Below are 18,311 nucleotides of genomic sequence, written 5' to 3'. Positions count from 1 at the left end.
CTTAGGCTCCTTTTTTACCGTTGGCGCCGTCGATCATCGGCAGATCCAGTCCCTGCTCCTTGGCGCAGTTAACGGCAATATCGTAACCGGCATCGGCATGGCGCATCACGCCGGTTGCCGGATCGTTCCACAGTACCCGGCCAAGGCGTTTATCGGCGGCTTCTGTGCCGTCGGCAACAATGACCACACCGGCATGTTGGCTAAAGCCCATACCGACGCCGCCACCATGGTGCAGGCTGACCCAGGTAGCACCGCCTGAAGTGGACAATAAGGCGTTCAGCAGCGGCCAGTCAGAAACTGCATCCGAGCCGTCCATCATGCTTTCGGTTTCACGGTTAGGAGAGGCAACCGAGCCAGAATCGAGGTGGTCGCGACCGATCACTACCGGCGCCGATAATTCGCCGTTTCTGACCATTTCATTAAAGGCCAGTGCCAGGCGGGCGCGATCTTTTAAGCCGACCCAGCAAATACGTGCCGGTAAGCCCTGGAATTCGATGCGCTCTTTGGCCATATCCAGCCAGTTGTGCAGCTGAGGATTGTCCGGGATCAATTCTTTTACTTTGGCATCGGTTTTGTAGATATCTTCCGGATCGCCGGATAAGGCAACCCAGCGGAAAGGCCCTACGCCTTCACAGAACAGCGGGCGGATATAGGCAGGCACAAAGCCCGGGAAATCAAAGGCATTTTTTACGCCTTCTTCCAGTGCCATCTGGCGGATATTGTTACCGTAATCTGTAGTGGCAGCGCCGGCGGCCTGCAGGTCGAGCATGGCTTGTACCTGGACAGCCATCGACTGTTTCGCGGCTTTAACCACGGCGGCTTCGTCTTTTTGACGCATTTCGGCGGCGTATTCCATGGTCCAGCCTTTAGGCAGGTAACCGTTTAACGGGTCATGGGCAGAAGTCTGGTCGGTTACTACGTCTGGAGTGATACCGCGTTTTACCAGCTCAGGGAAAACATCGGCAGCATTGCCTAACAGGCCAACCGAGATGGCTTCGCCTTTGGCATGGGCTTCATCAATCAGGGCTAATGCCTGGTCTAAATCTGTGGCTTTGGCATCGACGTAACGGGTGTTTAAACGAAAATCGATACGGGTTTCATCACATTCCACCACTAAGGCAGAGAAACCAGCCATAGTTGCTGCCAGGGGTTGAGCGCCGCCCATGCCGCCTAAGCCGCCGGTTAATACCCATTTTCCTTTGGCATTACCGCCAAAGTGCTGCTTGGCCATGGCGGCAAAGGTTTCGTAGGTACCCTGGACGATACCTTGTGAGCCGATGTAGATCCATGAACCGGCAGTCATCTGGCCGTACATCATCAGGCCTTTTTTATCCAGCTCGTTGAAATGTTCCCAGTTACCCCAGTGTGGTACCAGGTTAGAGTTGGCGATCAATACCCGCGGAGCATCAGCATGGGTTTTAAATACGCCAACCGGCTTGCCAGACTGTACCATCAGGGTTTCATCGTCTTCCAGGCGATCCAGGGTTTCTACTATCTTGTCATAGCACTGCCAGTCGCGGGCGGCGCGGCCGATACCGCCGTAAACCACCAGGGATTGCGGGTGCTCGGCAACTTCGGCGTCGAGGTTATTCATCAGCATGCGCTTGGCTGCTTCGGTTAACCAGCTTTTCGCGGTGATTTCACTGCCGCGGGCGGCGCGAATATTACGGCTGGTATCTAAGCGGTTATTTTCTGTCTCATTACTTGTTGTCATGATCTGCTCCTCAAGTTCTGATCTTAAAAAGTTAAATGGCTTCCCAGGCGGTATTTATTGCCCGGTGAAGTTAGAATGGCCAGGCTGACGACACCCTGGCTGGACCAGGTGCGGCGTTTTACCTGTAAACAGGGTTGTGTCTGCCCGATGGCGAGCAGGGCACAGGTTTCTTTGTCGGCGAGCACGGCTTCCACTTCATGGGTGGCTTCGGTGAGCGGCGCTTCCACCGACAGGTATTCATGGGGGGTGATCACCGTGAAATCCTGGTGTAAATAGTCAGGCACCAGGCGGGCATTAACAAAACGTTGCTCCAGCTGGATTGGCTGATCATCTTCAAAATGCAGCACTTCGGAGTAAAACACGGTTTCATCGGGTTTTACCGCCAACAGGATTGCCATTTCCTCATTGACGGGTACGGCTTTAAGTTGCCTTTGCTGCGCGTGATGCTTATGTCCCCTGACCTGGATTTCGTCGGCAATATTTTTGATTTCCAACAGGGATGACTGGGATTTAAAGGTGGCGACAAAAGTGCCGGCTCCCTGGGATCTCACCAGCAGCCCCTGCTCGGTCAGTTCCTGCAATGCCCGGCGGGCGGTCATGCGGCTGACGGTAAACTGCTCCGCCAGTTCGTTTTCCGAAGGCACCTTGGAATGCTCGCACCACAGACCGGATTCGATCATGTCGCAAATATGTTGCTTGATTATGGTGAATTTCGGCGTTGTCATCGGGTGCGAGATCTCATTTTGCAGTTTAGCTTGTATATACAATCTCATATTTTAGTTGTATATACAAGCTTGCTTGTTTAATTGCATTCAAGTACATTGGCATCAGATGGCGGCTCAGGTTAACCGGGCTGCAAATCCGGTGAGCAATGGCACTTATCTTCAGCGTTTGCTGTCGGCAGTAAACCGGGTTTATTTACTATAGTTCAGGGGAATGATTTACCGCTGGCAGGGGAGAATTTTATGACGGTAAAAACACAACAATGGCAAACCCTCTGGGTCAATATCAATCTGGCTACCATGACAGAAGGCGGTGCCGGTTACGGCATTATAGAGCAGGGGGCGCTGGCGGTAAGCGAGGGGAAAATTGCCTGGGTTGGGGCGCAGGCTGAGCTGCCTGCATATGACCAGAGACAGGTTGAAGTTATTGACGGTCAGGGGCAATGGCTGACCCCGGGGTTGATAGATTGTCATACCCACCTGGTTTATGGCGGCAACCGCGCCAATGAATTTGAGATGCGCCTGCAGGGGGCCAGCTATGAAGAAATTTCCAATGCCGGCGGCGGCATAGTTTCCACCGTTGCCGCCACCCGAAAAGCGAGTGAGCAGGAGCTGTTTTCCTCGGCCCTGCCCAGGTTAACCGCCTTGCATCAGCAGGGGGTAACTACGGTTGAAATTAAATCCGGTTATGGCCTGGACGCCGAAAACGAAATAAAAATGCTGAAAGTGGCCGGTTTGCTGGCACAGGCATTGCCGGTAACGGTCAGGCGCACTTTCCTCGGCGCCCATGCCTTGCCTGTGGAATATAAGGGCAGGGCAGATGATTATATCGAGCTGGTGTGCGAGCAAATGATGCCGCAAATCGCCGAGGATAAGCTGGCGGATGCGGTAGATGTTTTTTGTGAAGGCATAGGTTTTAGCCTGGAGCAAACCCGGCGGGTGTTCAATAGTGCGAAAAAACACCAGTTGCCGGTGAAAGTACATGCCGAACAACTCTCGGATCTGGGGGGCACAGAGCTGGCGGCTGATTATCAGGCGTTATCTTCGGATCATCTGGAATTTTTATCCGAGGCCGGGGTTAAGGCGATGGCAAAAGCCGATATGACGGCGGTATTGCTGCCGGGGGCTTTTTACTTCCTGCGGGAAACCCAGCTGCCCCCGATTGAGCTTTTACGTGAACACAAGGTGGCGATGGCGATTGCCAGCGATGCCAACCCGGGCTCTTCACCGATAAATTCCATCCAGTTGATGCTGCACATGGCCTGTACCCTGTTCAGGTTAACCCCGGCAGAAGCTTTGGCGGGGGTGACCTGTTTTGGGGCCAAAGCCCTGGGGCTGGCGGATAAAAAAGGTCAGCTGGCCCCTGGTTATGATGCCGACTTTGCCCTTTGGAATATCAGCCAGCCGGCAGAGCTGAGTTACCAGTTTGGTGTTAATCCGTTAACGGCCCTGGTAAGGGCTGGTGTTAAAGTTATCGGTTAGCTTTTGCCTGCTTAATGTCTGTACAATTATTAAGTGATTGATTAGGCTTAGCGTTACCTGTTCCATTTGCAGTAACGCTAAGATCTGATTATGTCTCACCCGCGCAAAGGCCTGATTTTTTCCAAAGCAATCCTAGTGTATTGCCTGCTTGCTTTAACTTTCCCCGTTCAGGCGGCAGCAAGTGTTTATCCGTCCCCCCTGGCTTTATTTCTTGGTTGCGCAGGTTTTATTGCCGGTCTTGCCCTGGCGGTGATGTTTTTTTTATTTGCCAATAAAGAGCTGGGGTTGGGTAAATGGTATTATCCGGGGTTGTTATTGGTAAATACCCTGGCTCTGCTCTATCTCGTTATCCACTTTGACAGCGAGCCTGATCAGCTCTATCTGGTGCTGCTGGTTTCTGCGCTGCTGATCAACCTGATTTTTTTCATCGGCAGCAAACAAGCGTTTCCACCGGGGGATAGCGAGGCAAAAAGTTTTAGTAAGTTCAGTGTTATCCTGGTGGCATGTGCCGATCTTGGCTATTGTGCGGTCTTGTTTACCTTGCCGTTAGCCTGGTCTGTTTACGGCTGGTTGTTTATCGGCGGCTTGATACAAGTATTATCGGCATCTTTAGCCGGTTTAGCCGCAGCCGGCCAGGTCAATAGTAAGCGATTTTTTGCCCTTTTTGTCCCGCAGTGGCTGCTTACCTGTGCTTTTGTTGTGTTGCTTTATTTATGGCTAACTTCTATGGTGCCCTTGTCATGGCTGCTGGCCAGTATCCTGGTCAGTTTCACCCTGGTGCTGTTGAATACTTCTCTGGTATTAACTGGCTTGCTCAATGAGGGGCGGGAAGAAAAGAGCGGCGACACCAAAATTTCCAGCGAAGATCTGTTTTCCTATACCCATGATCCGGCCACTAATTTGCCTTCCTACCAGCAAGCACTGAAACAGTTCGAGCGGGTACTTAAGCAGGGCGGCAATCAGCGCTTTGCCGCCATTGTCTTTAAACCGGTCAATTTTCAGCAGGTTAATTCGGTGCTGGGACATCATAACTCTGATCTGCTGCTATTACAGCTGGCTTACTGCATACAGCAAAAAGTCGTGGAAAATACCGCGCTGGTAAATTTCGATGCCAGCCATCAGCCAATACGGCTGGCGCGGCTGCAGGGGCTTAACTTTTTGGTTGTGGTCGAACTGGCGCATAGTCCTCACCCTGAAAAAATCATTATCAAGGACTTATGTCAGCAACTTTCCGATGCCGTGCCCGATGCCATGAGTTTTAAAAGTTTCTCCCTTAACTTTGAGTTGGCATTCGGGGTTGCCTTTGCCCAGGGACATGAAGCCGGTGCCGCCGAGCTGATTGCTTTTGCCGGGGATGCCTTGCTCGATGCCGAGCAACACCAGCAAAACTTAAGTTATTTTGATAACAGCACCACCTTGTATACCGAGCAGCAGCTATTGAAAATGGAACGTTTAAAACAAGATTTAATGGAAGAAAACCTTCGCTGGTATTTGCAGCCGCAAATCGCCTTAGGCGATAAAAGCATTAAAGGTTTTGAGTTGATGGTGCACTGGTACTGTGAAACCGAAGTTGCCCAGGAGCTGCATGAGTTTATCGATATTGCCGAACAAAGCGGTGAAATTCATTTGCTGATGAAAAATATGATCCTGCAGGCGTTCCGCGTGCTGGCTCAATTGCAGCAGCTGGGTATCTACCGGCCGTTATCGCTGAATATTCCCAGTAAAGATTTACTGGAAAGTGAATTGGTTGATTTTATCGAATTGCAAAGCGGTATCTTTGCCATCGAACCTGAATATCTGGTGATAGAATTAACCGAAGAGGTGATGTTATCGGCTTCGACCCGGACCAAGGCGATTATCGATCAGCTCAAGGTGCTGGACATAGGTATCGCGATTGATCAATTCTCCGGCAGTTATGAATCGTTACGTTATTTGCGAAAAATGGCGATCAACCAGGTCAAAATAGATTGCTCCCGCCTGGACGGGCAGGAAGAAAACCGTGCGGATAAGGCGATCATCAATGCGCTGATCAATCTCACCAGGAGCATGGGCCTGCCTATGATAGGCATAGGCATAGCAACGCAGGAGGTTGAAAAAATGTTTGTTGCCATGGGCGGAGAGGTCGCCCAGGGCAAGGTGATTAACCGCGGCGTGGTGCCGGATGAACTGGCCATCTGGCTTAAACGTTGGTACAGCCAGTATCCGCAGGCGAAAGAGGGTAAAAGCTAAGCTAACCGGCCTTAGAGCCGGGCTTATTTGTCAAGCCCCTGAGTAATTGCCGGTAAGCGCCTGTGGTTATTTGTTATCTGTTGTGAAAACTATTCGAGATCCAGGGGTTCCGGTGACAAGACGATACCGGTATTATCCACATAGACATGGTCGTCGGGGAGAATCGTTACGCCGGCAAAGTTAACGGCCAAATCGCTTTCTCCCGTCATCTGGTCGGGAGCGCCTACCGGAATGGAAACCAGTCCCTGAATGCCGATATCAACGTCTTCAATGGCATCGACATCGCGCACGCTGCCATAGCAGATGATGCCTTCCCAGCCATTCTTTTCCGCCAGGCGGGCCACTTCAATATCGATCAGCGCGCAACGGGTAGAACCGCCGCCGTCAATCACCAGTACCTTGCCTTCACCGTCCGAGTCAAGCAGCTGCATAATAAGGCCGTTGTTTTCAAAGCACTTAACGGTGACTACTTTGCCGCCGAATGAGTTTCTGCCGCCATAATTACTGAAAATAGGTTCAACAACGTCGATCAGATCAGCGTAGACGTTACATAACTCAGAAGTATTATATTCCATGGCAGTTCTCTTCAAATTTTCAATAAGATAAGTGAATTTTACACCCAGTATAACCTGCTGTGGCTAAGGTACAACAGAAATACGTCCGAGTTGCTTAAATAAAATCTTGTCTACAGTTATTTTGTTGATTGGTGATAAGGTGTTGTCAATAAATCATTTTGCTGCTTAACTCAAGTTGTTAATGACTTGTATTTACAGAGAAAACACTATCTAATGTCAGCATCCATGATCATTTTAATAAAGAAATTGTTGTTATGGAAGAACACCTGCTAGCCCAGGCCTTGCTGTTTGCGATAGAAGCATTTGTTTTTGCTTTATTGGCATTTTTTCTCTGGATTTATTATCAGGGATTAGGTCGTCAATATGTCAAATTATGGATGCTGAGTTTGCTTGCCTTGTCGGTAAGCTCAGTCGCTGTCTCCCTGCAAAACTATTATTATGCGCTACCGCAAACCCATATTATATCAGTTGTATTAGAGGTTTTTGAGCAAGTTTTCCGCTACTTGCACTTAGTATTATTACTATTTGGTCTTTATTGTGCAAAAACTCAAAGAAGCCTGGCAGGTAAAGAATTGTTCTGGGCTACAAGCTTAGTCCTGCTGTTGGGCGGCTTGGCGACACTTTTATATGCTTTTGAGCAACGTGATGTTTTTAATCGCTTTTATTTAAGGGTCAGTCTGCAAACTTTTGTTTTTGGCTGTAGTTTACTCGGCGCCAGTTTTTACCTGTTGTTTTCTCCCAAACAGCATTTTTCCAGTAAGATCTTAATGTGGTTGCTATTTTTGATGGGCGCCCGTTATCTGTTATTTTCTTTCGCTTCCATCATAGCCATCACCGAAGACTGGTTTGGGGAATTAAGCACTATGATGGTGTTTATCGACTTTGGCGCCAACAGCATTTTAGGTTTTACTATGTTGATCTGGATGCAGGGGGCAGAGCGCAATGCCGCCCTGGTGGCCATGAGCCAAATTCAGTATTTAGGCAAACATGACTCCCTGACCGGGGTATTAAACCGTGAGCAAGTGATCGAAAAACTGCCCCTGGCCATGACCATGGCGTTAGAGAAAAATAATAAGCTGTCTATTTTTCTGCTCGATATTAAACACTTTAAATTCATCAATGATACCTATGGCCTCAAGGCGGGAGATTATCTGCTCGGTGAAATCGCCAAACGTCTGAATAATAGTATTTTATTGCCGCAAGTGGTGGGGCGTCTTAGCGGTGACTCTTTTGTTTTTGTGCTCGATATTCAGCGTGCCCATATGCTTGATATGGCGCTGGATCACTTGCATGAATTGATCTCCCGACCATATCGCTACCAGGATCATGAAATCAGCATTAGCTGCAGCATAGGTTATTGCTTCTTTCCCGAGCATGGTGAAAATGCCGAAGAGCTACTGCAAAATGCCAATATGGCGCTGTTTGAGGCAGAAAGCCATAATAAACCGAGTGTTGAATTTGATGAAAGCATGCAGTCACAGGGGCGTTATTACCTGCTGATGGAAAAGGAAATACGCAATGCCCTGGCGGCGGATGAATTTGTACTTTATTTTCAGCCGCAACTGAACCTGCTGACCAATCGCCTCGAAGGGGTTGAGGCCCTGGTGCGTTGGCAGCACCCGGAAAAAGGCCTGCTTACGCCGGATAAATTTTTGCCGGATATTGAAAAACTGGGATTAAACAGCGAACTGGATGGTTATGTATTAAATAAAGCTTGCCAGACCATAGGGGAATGGTATGAGCGTTATCATCGCCGGATTGTGATTGCGGTGAATATAACCGCGGTTGAGTTCCAGGATCCTGAACTGGTGGATAAGATCCAGGCGTTATTGTTTGAGCATAATGTGCCGTCGAGTTTCCTGGAGCTGGAAATCACCGAAAATATGGTGATGACAGATATTAACAGCGCCATGGGTACTATCGTCACCTTGCAGAGCATGGGCATCAAGGTTTCGATCGATGACTTTGGTACTGGATATTCATCCCTGGTATACTTGCGTAAGTTACCGATAGATAAGATAAAAATAGATAGAAGTTTTATTACGGAAGTGGCTTCAAATGATTCTGATTTAACCATAGTCAAGTCTATGGTGGAGCTATCCCACGGCCTGGGCAAACGGGTGCTGGCGGAAGGGGTGGAAACGGTAGAGCAGCTTAATTTATTGCGTCATATCGGCTGTGATGCGGTTCAGGGATATTTTATTAAAAAACCCCTGCCTGAAGATGAGTTTGTCCAGTACTTGAAAAGAAGGTGATGATAAAAAAATAGGAGGGTAAATAATAGCTAAAATTTGCAAGTTAATGGCTATACTTGTAAGAAAATGAAGGATGTAGGAAGCGATAAGGAAGTGGGAGGCCGAAAGTGGCGAGATGACCTCTGCCTATACTTAGGTGTGATATAAAATAAATGATTTTTAATAAACTGCTTAGATGAGGTTATATGTTAATTAAGCATAAACTTATTGCGAATACCCTGGTGCTGGTAGTGGCTATGTTGTCAATGCTGGTCATTATTAATTATTCGGTATCGTCTTTAGGAGATGATCTGAAAATTGCCCGTGAAGTTGCCAATGTTGAAACCGAAGTGTTGCAGTTACGACGGCATGAAAAAGATTTTATAGCCCGCAAAGAACTGAAATATCAAGACAAGTTTGTTAAGCAAATGAAAGACTTGAAAAAAGATGTCAACTTTCTGGACGCCGATTTGCGCGAAGCCGGGGTTGATCTCGCGGAAATTGATACCTTGCGAAAAATACTGCAAGAATATCAGCAACACTTTAACGCGCTGGTGGCATCTCAGCAAAAAATCGGTCTGCACCCTAAAGACGGTCTTTATGGCCAGCTGCGGGGGGCCGTGCATGATGTCGAAGAGTTAATCGGTACCAGCGATTACCAGCTAAGGGCCGGCATGTTGCAGTTAAGGCGTAATGAAAAAGATTTTATGCTGCGCCTGGATGATAAATATGTCGATAAGTTTGCCAAGAACTTAGCACTTTTGCAGGGGGATGTGGACAACAGTGAACTGGCCTCCAGCAAGAAAGGGCAAATTAATAATTTGCTGGCCAGTTATCAGGGGGCCTTTCTTGACTTAGTGCAGGAGCAGAAACATTTAGGCTACTCTTCCGCCAATGGTATTCTCAAGGAAATGCGCAGTACTGTGCATCAGGTGGATAAAGTGATGGCCAGTTTGTTGAAAAAAAATAACGAGTTGGTTGAAGAGCATAAGAGCTGGATAAACCTTACCTCTTACAGTATTGCGATTATTGTGTTAACTATTGCTGTTGGTTTCGCCGTGGTGCTGACCCGAAGCATTATCTCTGCTATTTCCGAAATGAAAAGTACTATGGAAGTGGTGGCAAAAACCAATGATCTGACCGTGGTGGTAAAAGAGTCCGGTAAAGATGAACTGGCGGATATGGCGAAAGTCTTTAACAGCATGATCACCAGTTTCAGAAGTTTGATTGTGGAAGTTAACCATTCCGTGAGCACTTTAAACGGTGCGACCCAAAGCCTGGCGGAAAATATCAGTATTTCCAATGTTGGTGTCGAAGCGCAAATCCAGGAAACGGATATGGTGGCCACCGCGGTTACGGAGATGGTGGCGACGGTGGATGAGATCGCCAGCAATACCCATGAAGCCGCCAATAAAGCGGAAATGACCAATCAAAATGCCGACCAGGGCAAGCAGGGGGTGGATAAAACCATCAACCAGATCGAGCTGTTATCGGAAAAACTGCTGGAGTCGGAAAGTGTTGTCAATGAACTAGCCAAAGACAGCGATACCATAGGCTCGGTACTGGACGTGATCCGCGGTATCGCCGAACAGACCAATTTGCTGGCCCTTAATGCGGCGATCGAAGCGGCCCGGGCCGGAGAGCAGGGACGTGGCTTTGCCGTGGTCGCGGATGAAGTCAGAACCCTGGCCAGCCGTACCCAGGACTCTACCCAGGAAATCGAAGGGATTATCAGTTCATTGCAAGGGCGTACCAAGGAAATTGTCGAACATATGGCCAGCTGCCGTACTCAGGGACAAAGCAGCGCCGAGCAGGCAAGCATTGCCGGTACTATGCTGGAGGAAATCAATCAGGATGTTTCTACTATCATGGAGATGAATACCGCCATTGCTACCGCCATTAAAGAGCAAAGCGCCGTGGCTTCGGAAGTGAACCAGCATGTGGTCTCCATCAGGGATGTAGCCGAGCAGTCGGGTTCGTCGGCACAGCAAAATGCGCAGATGAGTGAAGAACTCTCCCAGCAGGCGGATGTGCTGCATAATGAAGTCAGCCGCTTTAAGGTTTAGTTGTTAATGAAGCCGCTGTTGGTTGTTTATGGCTTTGGCTGTAAACAACCAATATAAGGGGTTGAGCGGCGAAGAGTTACTGCTTAAGTAAGGAAGTCTTAAAGCTGGGTGATGCTGATATTAGCTTCCCGGGTTAATTTATTATTTTTCATGGCGTTGAGGTATTCAGGCCATAATACTTGCTGCTGACGGCATAAGCCCAGCAAATAAGCCTCAGAATAAATTGCCTGGTGCTGATCATCAAAAATAAAGCGGTAGCCATGTTTACCTGCCGCTTCTATCTTCTTCAATAACACCTGTTTTTTATGAGCTATTAAGGGGATCTCCCAACCGGAAACCTGGCTGGGGTTTGCCCCTTGAGCTTGTTTGCCTTTCGCCGGCGCACTTTTTACCGGAGAGAAAACCCGTAAATACTCAAAACTCAGCTGATATTGCTGCTCCTGGTCTTTCTGCTCGATAAAATCCAGGGTCAGGGTTGCCGTATCAGCGGCCAGGGTAAAACGGGTAATTTTCATCTCTTTTAACTCAGGCTGTTATCACGCTGTTATAAAATAAAGCGGCTTAAGTCTTCATCCTTAACCAGCTCGGTCAGGGTCTCTTTAACATAGCTTTCATCAATGACTACCGTTTCACCGGCTCTGTCGTTGGCGTTGAAGGAAATATCTTCCACCAGGCGCTCCAGCATGGTATGCAGGCGACGGGCGCCGATATTTTCCGTGCTTTCGTTCACCTGCCAGGCAGCCTCGGCAATGGCGGCGATGCCGTCATCACTGAATTCCATTTTAACCCCTTCGGTGGCCATTAATGCGATATATTGCTCGGTTAATGAGGCATTGGGCTCGGTCAGGATGCGGACAAAGTCTTTAGTTGTTAACGCCTGAAGTTCTACCCGGATCGGCAAGCGACCCTGTAGCTCAGGGATAAGATCAGACGGCTTGGCCATCTGGAAAGCACCTGAGGCAATAAACAGGATATGATCGGTTTTCACCATGCCGTGTTTGGTGCTGACGGTTGAACCTTCAACCAGGGGCAGCAGATCCCGCTGTACCCCTTCACGGGAAACATCGGGGCCAGAAGTATCGCCGCGTTTACAGATCTTATCGATTTCATCGATAAAGACGATGCCGTTTTGTTCAACCGACTCCAGCGCCTTTTGCTTGATATCATCGTTATTGACGATTTTTGCCGCTTCTTCTTCCTGCAGCGCTTTAAAGGCATCTTTGATTTTTAATTTGCGCTTGTTGGTTTTGTCGCTGGACATGTTCTGGAACATGTTCTGCAGCTGTGAGGTCATATCTTCCATGCCCGGAGGCGCCATGATCTCTACGCCCACAGGCTGCGCCGCCAAATCAAGTTCGATTTCTTTATCGTCTAACTGGCCTTCGCGTAGTTTTTTCCGGAAAATCTGGCGGGTACCGCTGTTATCGGTTTGCTCTTCGTTACCGAAACCGTCGCGGGGATTAGGCAATAACACATCCAAGATGCGCTCTTCGGCGGCTTCTTCGGCTAAATGTTTGACCCGGGCCATTTCCTGCTCTTTGGTCATTTTTATCGCCATATCTGCCAAATCGCGGATAATGGTTTCCACTTCCTTGCCGACATAACCCACTTCGGTAAATTTCGTTGCTTCAACCTTAATAAAAGGGGCATTGGCCAGCTTGGCCAGGCGGCGGGCGATTTCGGTTTTACCGACACCGGTCGGACCTATCATCAGAATATTTTTCGGAGTTACTTCAACCCGCAGCTCTTCATTAAGCTGCATCCGGCGCCAGCGGTTTCTCAGGGCAATCGCCACAGCACGCTTGGCATCACTTTGTCCGACTATGTGGCTGTCTAGTTCGTGAACGATTTCACGAGGCGTCATGTTCGACATCATTAATTCCTTGCTGCTGGCTAATTAAAGCTCGTCTATGGTGTAGTGGTGGTTGGTGAAGACACAAATATCACCGGCGATTTTCAGGGATTTTTCCACGATTTCTTTCGCCGATAACTCGGTGTTTTCGAGCAGCGCCATGGCGGAAGCCTGGGCAAAGTTGCCGCCGCTGCCGATGGCGATCAGATCATGCTCGGGCTGTACGACATCGCCGTTACCTGTGATGATCAAGGAGGCTGTTTCATCGGCCACCGCCAATAAGGCTTCGAGTTTTCTTAAGGCCCGGTCGCTGCGCCAGTCTTTTGCCAGCTCAACCGCTGCCTTGGTTAAGTGTCCCTGGTGCATTTCCAGCTTACTTTCAAAGCGTTCAAAAAGGGTAAACGCATCTGCGGTACCGCCGGCAAAACCCGCCAGTACTTTATCATTGTATAAACGACGTACTTTTTTCGCATTGCCTTTCATTACCGTGTTACCCAGGGAAACCTGGCCATCACCACCGATAACGACTTTGCCATTACGTCTTACAGAAACAATAGTTGTCACAATTAATCCCAGTTGTCCGGCCGGCAACGATTTATCGCCGGCATTTTATCATTGTAGATTAAGTTGGGTTGGCGAAGAGATCTTTCAAGGGGCTGGAGATAATTCTCGGTAAATAGCGGCCAATTCACGGCCTTGCGGCGTAAACTTGCTGAAATTTTAGCTGATATGCTCTTTTAAGGGAAAAGAAAGGAGGGATTGTAAACGGGCTTTGCTGCAGCTGATAGCGGCGCTGTTTTGGCGCTATCAGCTGCGGTTATTTTGCTCTTGACTGCGAGGAAATCAAGAGCATAGCAGGCTTAGCGCCAGAGCCAGATTTGGCAACCGTTGATATTATTGTTTTTGAGTTTGTGCTTGTCTTTTTCCGCCAAACGTTTTCTTTCATAAGGTCCGAGGATCACTTTATGCCAGATGCCGCTGGAGCCTTTTACCTGCTTTATCTGCGCTTCTATGCCGGTAAAGGCAATATTGGCTTTAAGCACTTCCGCCTGTTTTTGAGTACGAAACGAGCCACATTGCATCTGGTACGGGCCGCTGGTTTTAACTTCGTATTCGCCCACTTCCACTTCTTTATTTTTCAGCTCTTCCATATATTTCCACTTTTCCTTGGGAGGCGCGGGCAAGCTTTTTGTGCTTGGTTTTTTTGCCGGTGACTGCGGCGTGCCGGTATGGATCGGCGCCGGTTGGTTATCTTTTATCGACCATAAAAAATAACCGAACATAGCAATGGCCGCCACAGTGAATAAACTGATCAGTTTAACCTTTAAAGGTATTCCCTCGCTGGCAGCTTCCTGCTGGTTATAGGGATTATTTTTTTTATTGTTTGCGCGGGGGCGTGAAACGTAATCCTGATGAGCCATGAAAATATAATATACTGCGAAAATTTAGCCTGATTCTAACCGAGTCAAGGGAAAATAACAGTAATTTATCCGCTTATGGTTTGAAATTATCTTTAACTATTACCTGTTTAAGGGAATTTAAGTACATACTGCCGACAGCGAGTAAAGAAGCCGCCGGGTTACCAGCTTAAATCCTGGGGATCTATATCCACCGACCAGCGCACTTTTTTATGCCACTCATTTTCGCTGGTGGCGGCAATCAAGGCATATACCCCCTGATGCAAGAGCTTACGGGATTTTGACTGGACGATTAAATGGAAGCGGTATTTACCGGCTTTTTTCTCCATGGCCGCCGGCATAGGACCGGCAAATTCACAGCCGTCGAGCTCAAGGTCGCTTAAGGCGCGCAGAAATTTGTCGGGATAGGAGGGGTAATTGGCCTCGGCGCGAAACAGGGCCTGAAAACTAAAAGGCGGCAGGTAGGCTTGTTTACGCTCTATCAGCGCCTGACGGGCAAAATGATGGTAGCCGTTATGTACTAAGTCCTGTAATAACGGGTGTTCGGGAAAGCTGGTTTGCACTAATACTTTACCGGGTTTACTTTCCCGTCCGGCGCGTCCTGCAACCTGAACCAAGAGTTGCGCCATTTGCTCTGCGGCGCGAAAGTCATAACTGAACAGGGCGCCGTCGACATCCAAAATAGCTACCAGGGTGACATCGGGAAAATGGTGGCCTTTGGCCAGCATCTGGGTGCCGATCATCAGTTGGTGTTTTTTATCGGTGACCTCGTTGAGTAATTTCGCCAGTTCGCCTTTGCGCCGGGTGCTGTCGCGGTCGATGCGCACCACGCTGTATTCGGGAAAAAGCTCGTTGATACGCTGCTGTAGCTGCTCTGTACCTTGGCCAATCGGTACAATGCGGATACTGCCACAACCGGGGCACTGGTGCGGTACGCGTTTTTGGCTGGTGCAGTGGTGGCAAATCAGCAGCTGTTGCCCCTGGTGCAGGGTATAAGGTTTATTGCAGCGCTGGCACTGGGCTATCCAGTGACATTCCTGGCAATTGATCGCCGGCGCAAAGCCGCGGCGGTTTAAAAAGATCAACACCTGCTCGCCGCGTGCCAGGGTTTGCTTAATGGCATGTTTTAAGGTGCCGGATAAGCCGTATTCCATTTGCTGTTGTGCCACATCCAGTAGTTCTATCTTGGCCTTAGTGCTTTTACCGGCCCGGCGCAATAGCTGGTGATAATGGTATTTTCCCGACAAGGCATTCTGCAGGGACTCCAGGCTGGGAGTAGCGCTGCCCAGCACCACAGGGATATTGAGCTGCCTGGCCCTTAATATTGCGATATCCCGGCCGTGATAGCGAAAGCTGTCCTGTTGTTTTAACGAGTTGTCGTGCTCTTCATCAACTATGATCAGCCCCAGGCGCTGCAGCGGGCTAAAAATGGCGGAGCGGGTGCCTATGACGATAGCGGCATTACCTTGCTGCGCCGCCAGGTAAGTATCCAGGCGTTCCCTGTCGTTTAAGCCGGAATGATGCAGAAAAATAGGGGCGTTAAACCTTTGTTCAAAACGGATCAGGGTCTGCGGGGTCAGGCCGATTTCCGGCACCAGTACCAGGACCTGTTGGTTATTGGCCAGCACCTGCTCCATTACCTGCAGGTAAACCTCGGTTTTACCGCTGCCGGTGACGCCGTCAATCAGGTGGCAGGAGAACTTGTCCAGGGACTCATTGATGGCCGAGACAATCACCGCCTGCTCGGTTGACAGCTTGTGTTTGTTTTCTTCTATCAGCACCTGCGGCTGGTATTGATAAACCGATGGCGGCTGCGCCTGTTCTTTAACAAAAGCTTTATCCCGGATGGCGTTTAATTGTGCCTTGCTAAAGCCAAGGGTGCGCAATTCGACCCAGCTCAGGCCCTGGTGCGAGGCAATCAGCCGGTAAAGATCGTATTGTTTCGGAGCTTTTTTCTCCAGGGCGCCAATGGTTTCATCGCTGATATCATCGCAGGCAAACCACAGCTTAGGGTCGCTGATATCCGGTTGTTTTATTTGCCTGAGCAATACCGGCAGTGCCTGCTGAAAAACATCCCCGATGGGATGATGGTAGTAGTCGGCGCAGATACGTAAAAAGTGTAATAACGAAGGGCTGAAATGACAGTTGTCCGTTAACCGGGATAAGATCGGTTTGATTTTACTGGCTTCAATATCCGGCTCTGCCTGGGTTGCCATGATAATAGCCACCAGCTGCCTGGGGCCAAAAGGCACGATCACCCGCTCTCCCGCTGTGATTTCGGGGGACTGCAACTGTTCGGGTAACTGGTAAGTGAACAGCTGGCGCATGGGCACAGGAATGGCCACCTGGATAAATTGAACCGACACCAATAAAACTTCTTTACGTGATTTGTGCGCTATTTTGACCCCATAACGACTTGCTGCCAAGTCACAAACCGCAGATCGGCGAAAAAGTTATTTTTTCCTGCCTGATTGCGAAGTTAATGTTGAACTTCATGGCTTGATGCTTTATTATTCGGCCCCATTATTTTTAACTCGTATGGTACCTGGCAAAAGATCAGGTGGCGATACGGCCTTAACAGAGGTTCCCATGAAAGAAGGTATTCACCCTAATTACACCGAGTTCAAAGCAACTTGTTCTTGCGGTAACGTTATCGTAACTGGTTCTACTCGCGGTAAAGATATTCATTTAGATGTTTGTTCAGAATGTCACCCATTCTACACTGGTAAGCAGAAAGCTGCTGAGACCGGTGGTCGCGTTGACAAGTTCAACAAACGTTTCGGTGCTCTGGGTAAGAAGTAATTTCTGCCTTAGCATTAAGAAAAAGCGCCAATCGGCGCTTTTTTTATATGTGGAGGTTTTTTATCCTGTGATCCTTTGAGGGGCCAGCAGGGGGAGCAATATCCGAAGCACTTTCCTTTTTGTCGCTTACAGATAAGCCAGTGAATGGTGCCTTATGGTTAATGCTAAGTTTTCTTTGCAATAAGTCTTGTGACTGATCATAAAAGAGCACAGGGAGGGCATTGAATTCTGCCCTGATTGCTATATACTGCAAACCGTAAACTTGATTTATATCAAATATCCTTATTAACTTGATATTCTCATCTTTAATCATCTCTTTCCAAGTAACTCATATTTCTTAATATCTTCACCTTCAAGATAATCGCCGGGCAAATTTGCCCTGTTTTTCTATGCTGAAATGGCTATAGTTGAGCTACTCTTCACCAAGTGGCAGGCGTTTTATCAACGCATCATGGCTCATTAATCCATTTGCTTAATACTTGGTTTCTACTTTTTTAATAACCCGATGGCTAATAACCACTCGGGTTTTTTTTATGCATCAATTAATTCAACAAATCAAACGACATAAGGGATTTAAGTCTTATCCCGAATATTGTCCGGCAGGCAAACTCAGCATAGGTTACGGACGTGATCTTGATGGTGTCGGTATTCGTCTCGAGGAAGCGGAAATGCTATTGGCAAATGACTTAAATGCCCTGCTCGTTGAGACCCGGGAAAATATCAACCTTGAGCATTGTAATCCGGCGCGTTTGGCGGCGCTGATTAACCTTATTTATTTGTTAGGGCTGGAACGTTTTTTGACTTTTCACCGGGTGATTGCCGCGATTGAAAGCCGTGATTTTGTCCTGGCAACCAATGAATTATTACTTCGCCTTAAGGCCAAGTACCTGCCCCAGTATACCGCCCTGCTGTTATTGCAGCTCGAATCCGGGCAGTGGCAATAACACTTTTGTGGTTGAATTTTTCCGGGTAACCCCCGGGATAAAAAGTTGCGATATTAGCCTCAGGGATGCTCGGGAAGTCATCAGTTGATATCTGCTTTCTTTATTCGGCCAAGGTGAATTTTTCCGGGTAATCTCCGGGATAAAAAGTTGCGATATTAGCCTCAGGGATGCTCGGGAAGTCGTCAGTTGATATCTGCTTTTTTTATTCGGCAAGGTGAATTTTCCCGGGTAATCACCGGGATAAAAAATTGCGATATTAACCTGAGATAGATT

At 48.5% G+C, this 18,311-nt stretch carries 15 protein-coding genes; 6 read left to right on the top strand and 9 right to left on the bottom strand.

Translation table 11 applies throughout. The features are described from left to right. Position 1: 1 nt before the first annotated feature. Together hutU and hutC are read right to left on the bottom strand one after the other, a co-directional pair. Positions 2–1,714 (bottom strand): urocanate hydratase, encoded by a 1,713-nt coding sequence (gene hutU, locus SG35_RS24640; RefSeq protein ID WP_044836081.1) that lies wholly within the window; start codon positions 1,712–1,714, stop codon positions 2–4. Between the two features lie 23 nt (positions 1,715–1,737). Continuing rightward, entirely contained in the window at positions 1,738–2,439 is a 702-nt protein-coding gene (gene hutC, locus SG35_RS24635; protein WP_084693022.1) for a histidine utilization repressor, read from the bottom strand. Between the two features lie 240 nt (positions 2,440–2,679). Between hutC and hutI the strand changes: the two genes are divergently transcribed. Further along, entirely contained in the window at positions 2,680–3,918 is a 1,239-nt protein-coding gene (gene hutI, locus SG35_RS24630; RefSeq protein ID WP_044836083.1) for an imidazolonepropionase, read from the top strand. Positions 3,919–4,008: 90 nt separating this feature from the next. Next, on the top strand, positions 4,009–6,147 hold the full coding sequence (locus SG35_RS24625) for a GGDEF domain-containing phosphodiesterase (protein ID WP_152646837.1): 2,139 nt from the start codon (positions 4,009–4,011) through the stop codon (positions 6,145–6,147). A gap of 89 nt (positions 6,148–6,236) precedes the next feature. On the opposite strand, the gene rraA is transcribed toward SG35_RS24625, so the two are convergent. Beyond that, positions 6,237–6,722 carry a ribonuclease E activity regulator RraA gene (rraA, locus tag SG35_RS24620; protein WP_044836084.1) on the bottom strand — a complete coding sequence of 162 codons (486 nt, stop codon included), beginning with the start codon at positions 6,720–6,722 and terminating at the stop codon, positions 6,237–6,239. Positions 6,723–6,976: 254 nt separating this feature from the next. Here rraA and SG35_RS24615 point away from each other — a divergent pair, with 254 nt between their 5' ends. Together SG35_RS24615 and SG35_RS24610 are read left to right on the top strand one after the other, a co-directional pair. Continuing rightward, positions 6,977–8,977, top strand: a complete 2,001-nt coding sequence (locus tag SG35_RS24615; RefSeq protein ID WP_053043457.1) for a putative bifunctional diguanylate cyclase/phosphodiesterase — start codon at positions 6,977–6,979, stop codon at positions 8,975–8,977. 185 nt (positions 8,978–9,162) lie between these two features. Then, on the top strand, positions 9,163–11,022 hold the full coding sequence (locus SG35_RS24610; RefSeq protein ID WP_044836085.1) for a methyl-accepting chemotaxis protein: 1,860 nt from the start codon (positions 9,163–9,165) through the stop codon (positions 11,020–11,022). Between the two features lie 98 nt (positions 11,023–11,120). On the opposite strand, the gene SG35_RS24605 is transcribed toward SG35_RS24610, so the two are convergent. The 5 genes from SG35_RS24605 to priA form a co-directional block, all read right to left on the bottom strand. Then, positions 11,121–11,537 carry a gamma-butyrobetaine hydroxylase-like domain-containing protein gene (locus SG35_RS24605; protein ID WP_044836086.1) on the bottom strand — a complete coding sequence of 139 codons (417 nt, stop codon included), beginning with the start codon at positions 11,535–11,537 and terminating at the stop codon, positions 11,121–11,123. A 29-nt stretch (positions 11,538–11,566) separates the two neighbouring features. After that, on the bottom strand, positions 11,567–12,895 hold the full coding sequence (gene hslU / locus SG35_RS24600) for an HslU--HslV peptidase ATPase subunit (protein ID WP_044836087.1): 1,329 nt from the start codon (positions 12,893–12,895) through the stop codon (positions 11,567–11,569). Between the two features lie 24 nt (positions 12,896–12,919). Beyond that, positions 12,920–13,438: an ATP-dependent protease subunit HslV gene (gene hslV, locus SG35_RS24595; protein ID WP_044836145.1), complete on the bottom strand. Its 519-nt coding sequence runs from the start codon at positions 13,436–13,438 to the stop codon at positions 12,920–12,922. A gap of 296 nt (positions 13,439–13,734) precedes the next feature. Beyond that, positions 13,735–14,295 (bottom strand): SPOR domain-containing protein, encoded by a 561-nt coding sequence (locus SG35_RS24590; RefSeq protein WP_044836088.1) that lies wholly within the window; start codon positions 14,293–14,295, stop codon positions 13,735–13,737. A 158-nt stretch (positions 14,296–14,453) separates the two neighbouring features. Next, positions 14,454–16,658 (bottom strand): primosomal protein N', encoded by a 2,205-nt coding sequence (gene priA / locus SG35_RS24585; RefSeq protein ID WP_152646838.1) that lies wholly within the window; start codon positions 16,656–16,658, stop codon positions 14,454–14,456. A 223-nt stretch (positions 16,659–16,881) separates the two neighbouring features. Between priA and rpmE the strand changes: the two genes are divergently transcribed. Continuing rightward, positions 16,882–17,094 (top strand): 50S ribosomal protein L31, encoded by a 213-nt coding sequence (rpmE, locus tag SG35_RS24580; RefSeq protein WP_044836089.1) that lies wholly within the window; start codon positions 16,882–16,884, stop codon positions 17,092–17,094. Positions 17,095–17,137: 43 nt separating this feature from the next. On the opposite strand, the gene SG35_RS24575 is transcribed toward rpmE, so the two are convergent. Then, on the bottom strand, positions 17,138–17,407 hold the full coding sequence (locus tag SG35_RS24575) for a hypothetical protein (RefSeq protein ID WP_044836090.1): 270 nt from the start codon (positions 17,405–17,407) through the stop codon (positions 17,138–17,140). A 220-nt stretch (positions 17,408–17,627) separates the two neighbouring features. On the opposite strand from SG35_RS24575, the gene SG35_RS24570 reads away from it, so the two are divergent. Next, complete coding sequence (locus SG35_RS24570) at positions 17,628–18,038, top strand: glycoside hydrolase family protein (RefSeq protein ID WP_044836091.1); 411 nt, start codon at positions 17,628–17,630, stop codon at positions 18,036–18,038. Positions 18,039–18,311: the final 273 nt, after the last annotated feature.

This window comes from Thalassomonas actiniarum, assembly GCF_000948975.2.
Lineage (GTDB): Bacteria > Pseudomonadota > Gammaproteobacteria > Enterobacterales > Alteromonadaceae > Thalassomonas > Thalassomonas actiniarum.
The sequence above is the reverse complement of the archived record's forward strand: the minus strand, read 5'-3'. Positions and strand labels throughout refer to the sequence as shown.